General features: G+C 71.3%; 12 protein-coding genes. 5 read left to right on the top strand and 7 right to left on the bottom strand.

Annotation, left to right across the window (positions count from 1 at the left end; all coding sequences use genetic code 11):
- Positions 1 to 10 precede the first annotated feature (10 nt).
- Positions 11 to 1,558 (bottom strand): ABC transporter permease, encoded by a 1,548-nt coding sequence (locus NNL39_RS08835; RefSeq protein ID WP_255158923.1) that lies wholly within the window; start codon positions 1,556 to 1,558, stop codon positions 11 to 13.
- A complete protein-coding gene (locus tag NNL39_RS08830) occupies positions 1,534 to 2,316 on the bottom strand; it encodes an ABC transporter ATP-binding protein (protein WP_255158922.1) in 783 nt (260 codons plus the stop codon). Before NNL39_RS08830 ends, NNL39_RS08835 begins: the two co-directional genes overlap by 25 nt.
- Before the next feature lie 279 nt (positions 2,317 to 2,595).
- On the opposite strand from NNL39_RS08830, the gene NNL39_RS08825 reads away from it, so the two are divergent.
- The 4 genes from NNL39_RS08825 to NNL39_RS08810 all read left to right on the top strand — a co-directional run bounded on the left by NNL39_RS08825 (position 2,596) and on the right by NNL39_RS08810 (position 5,835).
- Positions 2,596 to 3,288 carry a phosphocholine cytidylyltransferase family protein gene (locus tag NNL39_RS08825; RefSeq protein ID WP_255158921.1) on the top strand — a complete coding sequence of 231 codons (693 nt, stop codon included), beginning with the start codon at positions 2,596 to 2,598 and terminating at the stop codon, positions 3,286 to 3,288.
- A 73-nt stretch (positions 3,289 to 3,361) separates the two neighbouring features.
- Positions 3,362 to 4,159 carry an ABC transporter permease gene (locus tag NNL39_RS08820; protein WP_255158920.1) on the top strand — a complete coding sequence of 266 codons (798 nt, stop codon included), beginning with the start codon at positions 3,362 to 3,364 and terminating at the stop codon, positions 4,157 to 4,159.
- Complete coding sequence (locus tag NNL39_RS08815; RefSeq protein ID WP_255158919.1) at positions 4,159 to 4,908, top strand: ABC transporter ATP-binding protein; 750 nt, start codon at positions 4,159 to 4,161, stop codon at positions 4,906 to 4,908. Before NNL39_RS08820 ends, NNL39_RS08815 begins: the two co-directional genes overlap by 1 nt.
- A gap of 75 nt (positions 4,909 to 4,983) precedes the next feature.
- The gene (locus NNL39_RS08810; protein ID WP_255158918.1) at positions 4,984 to 5,835 is read left to right on the top strand and encodes a hypothetical protein; all 852 of its coding nucleotides are present in this window, start codon (positions 4,984 to 4,986) and stop codon (positions 5,833 to 5,835) included.
- Here NNL39_RS08810 and NNL39_RS08805 read toward each other — a convergent pair.
- Complete coding sequence (locus NNL39_RS08805) at positions 5,771 to 7,069, bottom strand: CDP-glycerol glycerophosphotransferase family protein (protein WP_255158917.1); 1,299 nt, start codon at positions 7,067 to 7,069, stop codon at positions 5,771 to 5,773. The genes NNL39_RS08810 and NNL39_RS08805 overlap by 65 nt on opposite strands.
- A gap of 101 nt (positions 7,070 to 7,170) precedes the next feature.
- Between NNL39_RS08805 and NNL39_RS08800 the strand changes: the two genes are divergently transcribed.
- The gene (locus tag NNL39_RS08800; protein WP_255158916.1) at positions 7,171 to 9,993 is read left to right on the top strand and encodes a CDP-glycerol glycerophosphotransferase family protein; all 2,823 of its coding nucleotides are present in this window, start codon (positions 7,171 to 7,173) and stop codon (positions 9,991 to 9,993) included.
- A gap of 6 nt (positions 9,994 to 9,999) precedes the next feature.
- Here NNL39_RS08800 and NNL39_RS08795 read toward each other — a convergent pair whose 3' ends face one another.
- The 4 genes from NNL39_RS08795 to NNL39_RS08780 form a co-directional block, all read right to left on the bottom strand.
- Entirely contained in the window at positions 10,000 to 11,049 is a 1,050-nt protein-coding gene (locus tag NNL39_RS08795; RefSeq protein ID WP_255158915.1) for a glycosyltransferase family 2 protein, read from the bottom strand.
- 70 nt (positions 11,050 to 11,119) lie between these two features.
- Positions 11,120 to 12,511 (bottom strand): S1C family serine protease, encoded by a 1,392-nt coding sequence (locus tag NNL39_RS08790; RefSeq protein WP_255158914.1) that lies wholly within the window; start codon positions 12,509 to 12,511, stop codon positions 11,120 to 11,122.
- Positions 12,512 to 12,632: 121 nt separating this feature from the next.
- A complete protein-coding gene (locus NNL39_RS08785) occupies positions 12,633 to 13,436 on the bottom strand; it encodes a PKD domain-containing protein (RefSeq protein WP_255158913.1) in 804 nt (267 codons plus the stop codon).
- The gene (locus NNL39_RS08780; protein ID WP_255158912.1) at positions 13,430 to 13,978 is read right to left on the bottom strand and encodes a hypothetical protein; all 549 of its coding nucleotides are present in this window, start codon (positions 13,976 to 13,978) and stop codon (positions 13,430 to 13,432) included. Before NNL39_RS08780 ends, NNL39_RS08785 begins: the two co-directional genes overlap by 7 nt.
- Positions 13,979 to 14,039: the final 61 nt, after the last annotated feature.

The raw sequence follows: 14,039 nt of genomic DNA, 5'->3' as shown, positions 1-14,039 counted from the left end.
CGCGGCGCTGCTAGGTGCGCATCACGAGATCGAGCAGCTCGGGCGCCCGGCGCCGGAACGCCCGCCCGCCGACGACGATGCCCAGCAGCAGCATCCCGAGCCCCGTCGCCGCACCGGCGAGGCCGGCGACGGCGAACCAGGAGGGATCAGCGAAGCCCCAGCCGGCCACGAGCACGGACGGGGCCATGAACGCGAGGATCGCGAGCAGCGCGAGCGACTGCGACCACCCGGCGCGCGCGCCCAGCGTCGGCGGCTGGTCGAAGGGCCCGGCCCCCGGACGCGCGGCGGGGTACGCGCCGATGACCGAGCTGACGCTCGAAACCCCGAGCCCGGTGAGCAGCAGGCCGATGCTGATGCCGAGGAGCGCGGGCAGCACGCCGTCGACCCCCGACCACAGTGCGAAGAGCGGCGAGAGGACGAGCACGATCGGCACGCCGAGCACGAGCGGAGGGACGCAGCGGCCCCAGCGGTCGGCGGCCCCGGGCACGGGGGCGGCCACGTGCATCCAGACGGCGGTGTGGTCGTAGGCGACGTCGTTGTGGCTGAACCAGCCAAGGAAGAGCGCGAGCACGGGTAGGGGCACGAGCCACAGCGGCGGCAGCGGCGCCCCGGCCACGGCGAAGGCCAGCATCATGACCACGGGTGCGACGGGCAGAGCGAGGATCACCGCACGGTACCGCGAGTCGCGCGTCCAGTAGAGCAGGCTGCGCGCCGCGATGACTCCCGCCGGCGTCGCGGGAACGAGGTCGAACCAGCCGAGACCCGAGAGCGAGGCCGATTCGCGCGTGCGCTGCGGCGCCTCGAGCAGTCGCGCGACGACCCAGCCCCAGCCGAGGGCGAGCACCGCGAGCATGATGGCGCCGCCCAGCAGGCGGGCGAGCAGGGGGCCCGTGTCGCTCGCGGGCGCCGCCCAGAGCATGCCGACCGGGGTGTTGCCGAGCGTTCGCGCGACCGCGATGAGCGCGTCGTCATCGCCGCCGCCGCGCACGACGAGCACGGTCGTGGCCGCCGCGGCGATCGCGATGACGATCACGGTGCGCGCGATGGCCGTGACGAGGCGCCGCGCCGCGGGCGACACCGCGAGCTGGGCGCCGATCGCGACGAGGTACTGCGTCATGAGGATGATCGCGGCAGCCGCGAGCACGCCCGCGACGATTGCCGCACCGGCCGTGCCGGTGCCCGCCCAGGCGAGTTCGAGACCCACTCCGAGGACGGCCGCGAGCACGCCCGGCAGGCCGACGGCCGCCGCCGCCGCGAGGGTGACCGCGAGCCGGCGGGGCTCGATCGGGTACGAGGCGAACCGGCGGGGCTCGAGGGCCGATCCGAGGCCCGCGCTGAGCGGGGCAACGGCGATCGCGACCGAGAGCGCGCTCGCGACGATCACGAGGCCCGCGCGGTGGCTCGCGAGGCGCACGTCGACCTCGAGGGCGAGCAGGATGACCGCCGCACCGATCGCGAGCCCGAGCACCACGACTGCGAGCGTGCGCGCGAGCGTCGCTCCGGGACGGAACGCCGACCCGAGCAGAGCGAGCTTCAGTCGGAGAACGTGGTCAACCACTCCAGGCCCTCCACCGCGACGCGTCCGCCCGCGAGCTCGACGAAGCGCTCCTCCAGGCTCTCGCCCGCGCGCACCTCGTCGAGGGTGCCCGCGGCGAGGATGCGCCCTTCGACGATGACGGCGACGCTGTCGCACACGCGCTCGACCAGATCCATGTTGTGGCTCGAGAGCACGACCGTGCCGCCCGCGGCGGCGAAGCGCTGCAGGAGGTCGACGGCCTGCGCGGTCGAGACCGGGTCGACCGACTCGAAGGGCTCGTCGAGCACGAGCACCGAGGGTGAGTGGATGAGCGCGGCGGCGAGGGAGATCTTCTTCACCATGCCCACGGAGTAGTCGCGTACCGGGCGGTCGAGCGAGCCGTCGAGGCCGAGCGCGAGCGCCAGGTCGTCACTGCGCGACCGTGCGGCGGAACGGTCGAGCCCGTGCAGCACGGCGGCGTAGTAGAGCATCTGGGCTCCCGTGAGCCGGTCGAACAGCCGCATGCGGTCGGGCAGAACGCCGATCTTGCGTTTCGCGGTCGTGGGTGCCGCCCAGACGTCGGTGCCACCGACGACCACGGTGCCCGCATCCGGTCGCAGCAGCCCCGTCACCATCGAGAGCGTCGTGGTCTTGCCCGCGCCGTTCGGCCCGACGAAGCCGAAGATCGAGCCACGACGCACGGTCAAGCTCACGTCATCGACGGCGGTGGAGGTACCGAACCGCTTGCGCAACCCCGAGACCTCGAGCACCACGGGCGCGAGCGGCTTCGGCCGCGGCACGGCGGGCTTGGCCGTGGACCGGGCCCCCGGCTTCGACGGCCGCGCTGGCCGGACGGGCTTCCCCGTTCGCTTCGGAGACGCTGACGAGGATTCCACGACGTCCACGCTACCAACCCTCGTGAGCACCCCTCGACCCGCGCGCGGAAGGCCTGGCGCCCGGGTCACAGTTCGGAAACAATGGGTGAACAGCGGATGACGGCGCGGAAACCTCCCGGGTACCCTGGGAGAGCACAACGATGTGTCCCTCTGACCTTCATCCGACACATCAGGAGCCATCACATGACCACTCAGGTCGTCATTCTCGCCGCAGGCATGGGCAGCCGTCTCGGCCGCGAGCTGCCGAAGCCGCTGACCGAACTCAGCGACGGGCGCACCATCATGCGCCAGCAGCACGACAACATCGCCGCCGCGTTCGGCACCGACGTGACCATCACGACCGTCGTGGGCTACAAGCTCGAGCACATCATCGACGCGTTCCCCGAGGTCGAGTACGTCTATAACGAGCAGTACGACCAGACCAACACCTCGAAGAGCCTGCTGCGCGCCCTCAAAGCCACCGGCAAGCACGGTGTGCTCTGGATGAACGGCGACGTCGTCTTCGACCCGCAGGTTCTCGTGCGGGTCGCGAGCCTCGTGCACGCCGACCGCTCGTTCGTGAGCGTCAACACCTCGACGGTCAGCGACGAAGAGGTCAAGTACACCGTCGACGCCGAGGGCTTCATCCAGAAGCTGTCGAAGACCGTCGCCGAGGGGCTCGGCGAGGCCGTCGGCATCAACTACATCTCGAGCCGCGACAAGGCCGTGCTCATGCACCACCTCGCACGCTGCGCCGACCAGGACTACTTCGAGCGCGGCATCGAGCTCGCGATCGAGCACGACGGCATCACCGTCGAGCCCGTCGACATCAGCGACCTCTACGCCGTCGAGATCGACTTCGCCGAAGACCTCGAGCGCGCCAACCTGCACGTCTGAGCCGTCGGCTCGCGCACGCCGTGAGCCCTGATTCGCGGGCAGAGCGGCGCGCGTGGCGCTAGCGTTGTCGTTCGTGACCTCCGCCCTGCCGCCGCGCCCCGCGCGCACCCCCGCGCAGGTGTACCGCCAGTCGCTCTGGCTGCTGACGAGCCGCGACCTCAAGGTCCGCTACTCGACGTCGGTGCTCGGCTACCTCTGGTCGGTGCTCGACCCGCTCGTCATGGCGGTCATCTACTGGTTCGTCTTCACGCAGATCGTCGACCGCGCGATCGGCAACGAGCCGTACATCGTGTTCCTGCTCGCGGGCCTGCTGCCGTGGATGTGGTTCAACGGCGCCGTCGGCGACGCGACGCGGGCGTTCATCAAAGACGCGAAGCTCGTGCGCTCCACGCGCATCCCCCGCACCGTCTGGGTGAACCGCATCGTGCTCTCGAAGGGCATCGAGTTCATCGCGGCGCTGCCCGTCATCGCGGTGTTCGCCATCATCTTCGGGGCACCACTCACCGCGGGCGTGCTCTGGCTGCCCCTCGCGATCGCCCTGCAGGCCGTGCTGACAGTGGGTCTCGGGCTCATCATCGCGCCGTTGGTCGTCTTCTTCCGCGACCTCGAGCGCGCCGTGAAGCTCATCCTGCGCTTCCTGTTCTATGCATCGCCCATCATCTACGGGCTCGGCGACCTGCCCGACGGGCTCGACCTGTGGGCGTCGTTCAACCCGCTCGCCGGCATCATCTCGCTGTACCGGGCGAGCTTCTTCCCCGATCAATTGGATGCTCGAGCCGTGCTCATCGCGGCCGCCATGAGCCTCGTCATCCTCGGCGTCGGCATGCTCGTGTTCCGGCGCATGGTGCCCGCCGTGCTGAAGGAGGTCTGATGGAGGCCGAGACGGTCATCCGGGTCGCGGGCGCCGGCATCCGGTTCCGCCGCAATCGACGCGGCCGCCGCTCGTTCAAAGACCTCTTCGCGGGCTCGAAGCGCCGCTCGCGCCCCGACGAGTTCTGGGCGCTGCGCGGCGTCGATGTCGAGGTGCGCGCGGGCGAGGCGATCGGCGTCGTCGGCCGCAACGGCCAGGGGAAGTCGACCCTGCTCAAGCTCGTCGCGGGGGTCATGCTGCCCGACGAAGGCACGGTCGAGGTGCACGGCGGGGTCGCCCCGCTCATCGAGATCACGGGCGGATTCGTCGACGATCTCACGGTGCGCGAGAACCTGTACCTCACGGCCGGGCTCCACGGCATGACGAAGGCCGAGATCGACGCGCGCTACGACGAGATCATCGATTTCGCCGAGCTGCGCGACTTCGTCGGCACGCCCTACAAGCACCTCTCGAGCGGCATGAAGGTGCGACTCGCGTTCTCGGTCATCTCGCGCCTCGAAGAGCCGATTCTGCTCGTCGACGAGGTGCTCGCCGTGGGTGACAAGGCGTTCCGCGACAAGTGCTACCAGCGCATCGACGAACTGCTCGCGGGCGGTCGCACGCTGTTCTTCGTCTCGCACAACGAACGCGACCTCAAGCGCTTCTGCACGCGCGGGCTCTACCTCGACAAGGGCAGCCTGGTGCTCGATGCCTCGATCGGCAAGGTGCTCGCGGCCTACAACCGCGACTACGGCAGCACCGCGGTCTGATCCGCACCCGACTGCCGCACCCGATCACCGCCCAGCGGCTGCTCGTAGACTGGAAGCGACATCAGGAGGACCGCGGTGACCCTCATCCCGAGCGAGAACGAGCCTGCTGGCGCGCGCGAACCGCTGCGGGGCATCCCGATCGATGATGCGCTCGAGACCGCGCCGCAGCCGGTCGCCGCCCCCGCCGTCGACCCGCTCCTCGTGCGCGGCTTGCGCGCGGCCATGTCGGCGCAGCGGCCCGCGGTGCTGCTGCACATCCGCTCGATCCGGCGGCAGTACCCCGCGGCGACGCCCGAGCAGGTCATCATGATCCTCGAGCGGCGGTTTCTCAACAGTGTCACGCTCACGGGCGCGGGCAGCGGCGCGGCCGCGCTCATCCCCGGCGTCGGCACCGCCGTCGGACTCACCGTCATCGGCGTCGAGACCGTGGCGTTCTTCGAGATGACCGCCCTCTTCGCGCAGTCGGTGGCCGAGATTCACGGCATCGTCGTCGACGACGAAGAGCGCGCCCACAACCTCGTCATGGCCCTCATGCTCGGCGGGCCGGGCAAAGACCTCGTGCAGCAGTTCGTCGGGCAGGCCACGGGAGCGGGGCCCGACCGCACGCAGTACTGGGGCGAGTCGATCACGGCCGGCATGCCGAAAGCTCTCGTCGGGCTGCTCAACAAGCGCTTGCGCGACGAGCTCGTCAAGAACATGGCCGTCAAGCAGGGCGGCAGCATGGCCGGTCGGCTCGTGCCGTTCGGCATCGGCGCCGTCATCGGCGGCGCGGGCAACCGCATCATCGGCGGCAAGGTCGTGCGCACGGCGCAGCAGGCCTTCGGCCCGGCCCCCGCACGGTGGCCCGCCGAACTCGATGCCGTCAGTCCCCCGAAGGAGCCTCGTCCTCGTCGTCTTCGTCGTCGAAAGGGTTCGACTCCGACGTGATCGGATCGAGCGCGTGGATGGCCGCCACGCGCTCCCACTCGGCGTAGAGCGCGTCGACCGCGGCGTGGAACCGAGCCGTCGCCGCCCCCGGAGTCGTGTCGCCGAAGTAGCGCGTCACCCAGTGCGTGAGCGTCTTGTGCGCCTCGGTGCTCGTGAGAACGCGGTCGACGAGCGGCACGACATCGGGGGCCTCCTCGGCCCGCAGCCACTCGCAGGCGCTCAGATAGCCCGTGTCGTCGATCTCGGCCTCGGGCGACGCCGGCCGCGCGATGATGAGGGGCCGACCGGTCGCGAGCCGGTCGTAGACCATCGCCGAGATGTCGGTGATCGCGACGTCGGCGGCGGCGAGCTGCCAGCCGAGCGCCGACCCCGTGTCGTGCACGTGCTGGGCTGAGGGGTCGGCGGCGTTGGCGCGCTCCAGAGCCGCGATGATGCGCCGATTGGCGTCGCGGTACTCACGGCTCACGACCCCGCTGCGCGGGTGCGGGCGGTAGACGATGCGGTGGCGGCCGGTCGCGAGCAGGGCATCCACGAGGGCCTCGCCATGGCTCGCGATCGAGCCGTACGCCGCCGCCGGCCGGTCGCCCTCCCACGTGGGCGCGTACAGCACGACGGTGCGATCGTCGGGCGTGTAGGGCGTCTCGCCGGCGAAGTGGTCGGCCTGCGGACGCCCGATCTGCAGTGTCTTGCGATCGAGGTCGTAGTCCCAGAGCTTGCGCGCGAGGCGTTCGCGGGCGGCATCGCCCGCGATGAACGCGTAGTCGTAGGCCTTGTACTGGTTGGTGGTCATGTACATCTTGTCGGACTCGCCGTGGTTGATGAACACGTGCCACATGCGGCCGTAGCGGAACATCTGGAAGTTCTTGGTGTTCTGGTTGACGTAGAACACGATGCGCAGCGGCTGCTCGGCCACGAAGCGCTCGAGGTCGGTGACCTTGCGCAGGTAGACGGCGGGCACGGGGGCCTCGTCGAGCAGGGTCATCATCGTTCCGGGGCTGCGGCTGATGATGGCGACGGGATGCTCGCGCGCGAGCTCGGCGAGGGGCGCGTACCACTGCCGGATCTGGTACAGGTTCACGCGCGTGTCGGCGAAGTACACGGCGATCTCGATCGTGCCGGCAGCCGGAGGCGTCTCGGTCTCGAGCCGCACGGCGAGCGCGTTGCGGTTGCGGCGCGAGCGCAGCAGGTCGCGCACGATGCGGCGTGCCGTCTTGAACTGCCCGACGATCTTCACGCCCACGATTCTCTCAGCGAGCGCCGTGCCCATTCGGCCAAACCACCACACCGTTACCCACTTGTTCGCATTGTGTTGGCGAGGTGACAGAATCGGGCGCGATGGCCCGCTTCACGTTCAGCGCCGGCAACGCGCGCGTTCTCGCTCGCGCCCCGCTCTACGCGCTCGGGGCGCTCGCCGCCGTGCTCGTGCCGCGCAGCCCCCGCCGCTGGGTCTTCGCCTCGGGCATCGGGCTCGGCGAAGGTGCGCTGGCCCTGCTCGCGCTGACCGCCGAGCGCGAGCCCGAGCGTCACCTCACGTGGCTCGCCTCCGACCGCGCGGAGCTCGCGGCGGCGCGGGCGCGCGGCCTGCGGGCACTGCCGAAGCGCGGGCCGCGCGGACTCTGGGCCACGCTGCGCGCGGGCGTCGTCGTCGTGACGCACGGCTTCGGCGACGTGAACCGCTTCGGTGTGAGCGGCGCGCGCGTCGTGCAGCTGTGGCACGGCATCCCGCTCAAGCGCCTGCACCTCGACACGGGTGCGGCGCTGCGTCTGCCCCTCATCGGCTCGCTGCCGGGCGTCGGTCGGCTCATGGCGGCGCTCTACCGCCGAGCGGGCGCGCAGATCGCCCTGTTCCCCGTGTCGTCCGAGCTCGTGGCCGCGCGCATCCGCTCCGCGTTCGGTCTGCCGGCCTCGCGCGTGATCGTGACGGGCGACCCGCGCGACGACGTGCTGCTCGCGGGCACGCCCGAGGCCCGGCGCTCGACGGCGCGCGCGCTCGTATCGGCGGCACTCGTCACGGCCGGCGGCGCTCCGCTTCCGGATGCCAGTCCGGTCGTGCTCTACGCCCCCACCTGGCGCGACGGGGCGGTGGATGCCGCGATCCCGACCCCCGCGGAGTGGTCGCAGATCGCCGCCTGGGCCGACCGCACGGGCGCGACCCTGCTCATCCGCTCGCACCCGCTCGGCGCGGGCTCGTATGCGGAGGGCGCCGCGGGCTCGCCGCGCATCCGCCTGCTCGGCCGCGATGCCCTCACCGATGTGACCCCGGCGCTGCCGGCGCTCGACGCCCTCGTCACCGACTACAGCTCGATCGCCTTCGACGCCGCCATCGCGGGCGTGCCGAGCGTGTTCTTCGCCCCCGATCTCGCCTCGTACCTGGCGACGCGCGGGCTGTACCAGCCCTACCGCGAGTTCAGCGGCGGCGAACCCGCGACGACGTGGGTCGAGACCCTCGAGCGGCTCGAGGCCGTGCTCGGGGGCGGCCCCGCCCGCGACGACGCCCTCCGGCACGCGGCGTGGTTGCGTGACGAAGTCGTCGACCACCTCGACGGGCGGGCGACCGAGCGCGTTCTCGAGGCGATCCTCGGCCTGCTCGGCGACCCCGTGGCGACCGCGCCCGCGGTTCCCGCTCCCCCGGCCAGCCGGCGGCGACTCGTCATCACCGACGCCGAGCTCGATGATCACGCCGTGAGCCTGCGCGGCACGACGCCCGGGGTGATCGCGCGTCTCGCGCTCGTCGGCCCCCGGCAGACGATCGAGCTCGCCGTGTCGCAGGTGCGCGACGAGTTCACCGCGGGCGCGCCGCTGTTCGACGAGCGCTGGGGGGCCGAGGGGTTGCCGCCGCGCAGCGACGACTACCGGCTCGAGGTGACCCTCGAGGGCGATGTGCACGCGAGCGCGCGGGCCGCGGTGGCGACCGAGCTCGACCCCGGGTTCCGCTCGCCGCTGCTGCGGGCCGAACTGCGGGCCGACGCCGGAACCCTCGTGCTGCGCGTCGCGGCGCCGCTGGCCGATGACGAGCGCGGCGCATCCGCCCAGAAGCGCCTCGAAGCGCAGTACCGCCGCCGCACCGCGATCCCCGAGAACGCCGTGTTCTTCGAGAGCTTCTACAGTCAGACGGCCGCCTGCAACCCCCTGGCGATCGACCGCGAGCTCGCGCGCGTGCGCCCCGACGTCACCCGCTACTGGTCGGTCGTCGATCGCTCGATCGCGGTACCCGAGGGAGCGGTCGCGATCGTCGAGGGCTCGGCCGAGTGGTGGCGCGTGCGGGCCGATGCGCGCCTGCTCGTCGTGAACGACTGGCTGCGCAAGCGGTGGATGCCAAGGCCGCACCAGTCGGTGCTGCAGACCTGGCACGGCACGATGCTGAAGCGGCTCGCGCTCGACCGCGAGGGCGTGGGGCTGCGGACGCGCATCGCCGTGCGCCGCGAGAGCCGCCGGTGGACGGTGCTGATGGCGCAGAACGACTACGCGGCGACGATTCTGCGCCGCGCCTACGCGTTCCGGGGTCCGCTGTGGGTGGAGGGCTACCCGCGCAACGACGTGCTGGTCTGGGCAGACCCGGCGATGCGCCGGGCGGTGCGCGCGCGCCTGGGGCTGCGGCCCGAGCAGCGCGCCGTGCTCTACGCGCCGACGTGGCGCGACGATGCCCGCGAGATCGTCGACTACCTCGACCTGCCGAGCCTGCCGAGCGCGCTCGCCGCACTGCCCGGCGAGCACGTCGTGCTCGTGCGCGGGCACAGCCGCACGCTGCGGCACGGTCGCGACCTCGCCGTCGACGGCCTCATCGACGTGACGACCTACCCCGACATGGCCGAACTGCTGCTCGCGGCCGACGTCGTCGTCACCGACTACAGCTCGCTCATGTTCGACATCACCGCGACCGACACCCCGCTCGTACTCTTCGCCCCCGACCGCGAGCACTACGAGCGCGAGCTGCGCGGCTTCTACTTCGACCTGCTGGCCGAGGCGCCCGTGCCGGTGACCGACAGTCGCGCGGGGCTCATCGCCGAACTCGCTCGGCGTGCCGCCGCGCCGGGCCCAGCAGCGGAGTCGCCCGCGCTCTCGGCCTGGCGGCAGCGCTTCACGGCGCTCGACGACGGTCGCGCGGCAGAGCGCGTCGTGGCGCGCATCATCGCCGAGCGGATGCTCGAGCGGGGCTGACCCGCCCTACGACTCGATGCGCGAGGTGTCGACGGCGTCGCGCGCGCCGAGCACGAAGCCGCGCACGAACCCGGCACCCCAGCTGACGTGCATGACGGCGATCACCCGCGCGAAGGTGAACCGGTCGGCGAACCGCGGCCCGCTCGACGGCACGACGAGCAGGGCCAGCAGCACGAGCAGGTACAGCGCGGGGCCGAGGTGCACGACCGACAGCAGCAGGCTCGGCAGGCCCGCGACCACGCCGGTCAGCTGCAGCACGAGCAGCACAGCGCTGAGCGCGAGCGACACGACGAGGGCCGGCGGAGCGAAGTAGCGCAGCGGGTTGCGGCCGCCGAGGCGCCGCACGAGCTCGCCGCGCCAGATGCCGGTGGCGTGGAACTGCCGCGCGAGCTTCGCCCACGTCGACCGCGGCCAGTAGGTCACGCGCAGCGCCGGGTCGAGCCACACCAGGTGGCCGGCGTCGCGCAGACGCAGGTTGAGCTCCCAGTCTTCGCCGCGCTTGAGCCCCTCGTCGTAGAGCCCCACGGCCACGAGTGCCTCGCGCCGCATGATGCCCAGGTACGCGCTCTCGGCGGGGCCCTCGGATGCGGCGCCGTGGTACGCACCGCCTCCCAGCCCGAGGCGGTGGTTGTAGGCCCGCGCGACCGCCGACTGCAGCCGCCCTCGACCGGTGGCGACCATGAGGCCGCCGACGCTCGCCGCCCCCGTGCGCTGCAGGGTGGCGACGCCGATCGCCGTGTAGTCGGGCTCGATCTCGGTGTGGGCGTCGACGCGCACGATCACCTCGTGGGCGGCGGCACGGATGCCGAGATTGAGACCCAGCGGGATCGACAGCTGCGGGTTCTCGACGATGCGGATGCGGGCATCCGCGGCGGCACGGGACTGCACTTTCTCGGTCGTCCCGTCGGTGGAGGGGCCCAGCACGACGACGAGCTCACGCTCACCGGGGTACTGCTGCGCGAGCACGCTCTCGATGGCGTCGTCGATGTAGGCGGCCTCGTTGTAGACGGGCATGACGAAGCTGACGCCGGGGTGCGTCGTCGCGGGCTGGCCCATAGCGTCGAGGCTACTGCCTCACCACGGCCAGCAGCGCGGGGGCCGCCTCGCTGAGACGGCCCCCGCCGCACTACTGCAGCTCGCCGAGCGTGACGGTGACTTCTTGCGCCTCGCCGCCGCGCACGTAGGTGAGGGTCGCGCTCGCACCCGCCGGCAGCACGCGCACCTGCGCGGTGAGGTCGACGCTGCCCGCGATCGGCACGCCGTTGAAGATCGTGATGACGTCGCCCGAGCGGAGGCCGCCCTGTTCGGCCGCGCCGCCGGGCACGACGCTGTCGATGAGGGCGCCGACGACGGTGCTCTCGGCGTCGTTGATCGAGTCGGTGACGGTCGCTCCGAGCAGGCCGTGCGTCGCCGTGCCGTTCTCGATGAGCTCGGTCGCGACGCGCTGGGCGAAGTTCGAGGGGATCGAGAAGCCGACGCCGATGCTGCCGGACTGGCCGCCGCTGCCGCCCGCCGTGGCGATGGCCACGACGATGCCGATGAGTCGGCCTTCGTCGTCGAGCAAGGCGCCGCCCGAGTTACCGGGGTTGATCGCGGCGTCGGTCTGGATCACCGGCAGCGAGACGGTGCCGCTCGAGACGGGGCGCGGGTCGGTGCCCTCGGTGCCGGGAACATCGAAGTCCCAGAAGTCGAAGGGAGCATCCGTGCTGTCGTCGGGCTGCTGCTCGACCTGCTGGTCGGGCACCGCGGAGGAGCGCACGGTGATCGAGCGGTTGAGCGCCGAGACGATGCCGTTCGAGACGGAGCCGGCAAGACCGAGCGGTGCGCCGATGACGACCGTGCGGTCGCCGACGTTGAGCGCGTCGGAGTCAGCGAACTCGATGGTCGGAAGGCCTTCGGCACCCTCGAGTTTGACGACGGCGAGGTCGGCGATGGGGTCGCTGCCGACGAGTTCCGCGTCGAAGATGCGGCCGTCGGAGAGGGTGACGCGGATGCTCGGGCTGCTGGTGGCGCCTTCGAGGGTCGCGACGTGGTTGTTGGTGAGCACGTATCCGTCGTCGCTGAGGATGACGCCGGATCCGTTGCCCGAGGAACCACCGCCGGCGACCGTCAGGGTGACGACGGCGGGCATCGCCTTTGCCACGACACCCGTGACGAGGGTGGCGTCGTCGGGGTCGTTGACGGTGATCGACGTCGGAGCGGCGGGCGTGCCGACGACGGGGGCACCGTCGCTCGCGAGCACGGCCGCGACGACGCCGCCGCCGGCCACACCGCCGATGAGAGCACCGACCGTCAGCATTCCGAGAAGCGGACCCATCGAGCTCTTCGCCTTCGGCGCTGCGCTCGGCGCTGCGCCTGCCATCGCCGGCGCGGCATGGGCCTGCGCAGGGGCCTGCGCAGGCGACGCGGTCGGGGGTGCGACCGTCTCGTGATCTGCGGTCACCGGGCTGCCGGTGTCGTGGGTGGCGTGGTTCTCGTGGTTCTCGGGGGCCTCGTGGTTCTCAGGCGTGGCGGTCATGGGGAGGTGCTCCTTTCGGCGCTGTCAGCGTCCTCCGCAAACCTGTGCATTCTATTTGCCCCGCCTGAGCGCGGCCCGACGCTTCGCCCAAGCCTGTCTCGGTCGACAGGATGCGGCGGTGTCAGCAACCGGGACCGACGGAGCCTTCGCGGCAGTCGCGGTCGACGAGCACGGTCACGGCGTCTCCGGCCGTGGCGACGAGGTCGTTGGCGGGCACGACGATGATGCCAGCGAGCGACCGCCACGTGCTGCCCGCGAACCGGTATTCGGCGGCGAACTCGACGTCGAGCTCGATCACGTAGGTGCCCGGCGCCGTGTAGACGTGGCTCGTCGGGGTGGCGTCGAACTCGCGCAGACCGAGCGACTGCCAGCTCGACCCCGGCGTGGTGCGGCGCTGGGCCGAGCCGTCTCCGTAGCGCCATCGCCAGCCGACCGGCGTGAAGCGCACGTCGGCGGGGGCGCCGAGCAGCGTGCCCGACACGATGTGCGCCTCGGTGCGGGCGACGAAGTTGGTCGGCAGCCCCACGACCATCCACCCGTCGGGCTGCATGTACTGCGTCGGCACCCGCGGGCGGAAGACGGCGAGGTCGTTCCATGTGACCGCGGGCTCGCCCGGTTCGGCGTCGATCGGTTTCGGCTGCCCCTCGCCGTAGCAGTAGCCCGCGAAGACCTCTTCGCAGGGCATGGGCATCTCGACCGATCCGGGCGGTCCGGATGCCCCGCCTCCGCCGCCCCCGCTGCCCGAGCCCGGGCCGCCGCCGTTCGTGAGCTCGCCGTCGATAATCGCGGCCCCGTCGCCGATCTCGCCGCGCACGTCGGGGCAGCCGCTTCCGAACTGTCCTGCGTCGGAGCAACCAGAAGCCATGCCGACGCCGAGTGCTCCAGAGAGCGTGATGACCGCGACAAGACCAATAGTGGTCAGCATGACGTCTCGTTGCTCCAGAACTCCCGTTCGATAACTAGGGCACTACTTCCAGTGAAGCGAATGGTGGCCTCGAAGAGAGTGAAGTCGGGTCTGTCTTCGGTGGAAATCGACTGACCGTTTCGATCGAGCAGAACCACCGAGCTGATGTCCTCACAAAAGTATGCAGTCACCTCCGCCGCCTCGACAGAGTCCGAGTACTGCTGAAGGTCTGCTCCTCCAAGACGCCGAGGGCCGGACAGTGCATATCCCTGACTGAGGAAGTCCGCAACGCTTGCGACTGCGGCGTCCAGGGCAGCACCTTCGGCGACATCATTGAACTCGGCGGTGACTTCACGCGGGTCTTGAAGGAGCCCATCCAAGACCACCAGGTACTCCTCGTACGCCGCCGTCGCCGCCTCGAGGGCTTCCTCATCCGTCGCGAAGAGCGGCGCGACCTCGGCGGTCGGTTCGGCGGGCGGGATGCGCGTCGACTCCGTGCAGGCGCTCAGTGCGCCGGCGAGGAGGGCGAGCGGGAGGGCGACGAGCGCGAGACGTCGGATCATGCCCGTCACGGTAGGCATGCGCACCGCATCCCGCGCCGTTTCTCCACATGACGCATCCCGT

The organism is Microcella humidisoli (assembly GCF_024362325.1).
In the GTDB taxonomy this organism is placed as follows: Bacteria; Actinomycetota; Actinomycetes; order Actinomycetales; family Microbacteriaceae; genus Microcella; species Microcella humidisoli.
Note: the sequence above shows the minus strand (reverse complement) of the source record. Positions and strands in the feature narration are given on the sequence as shown.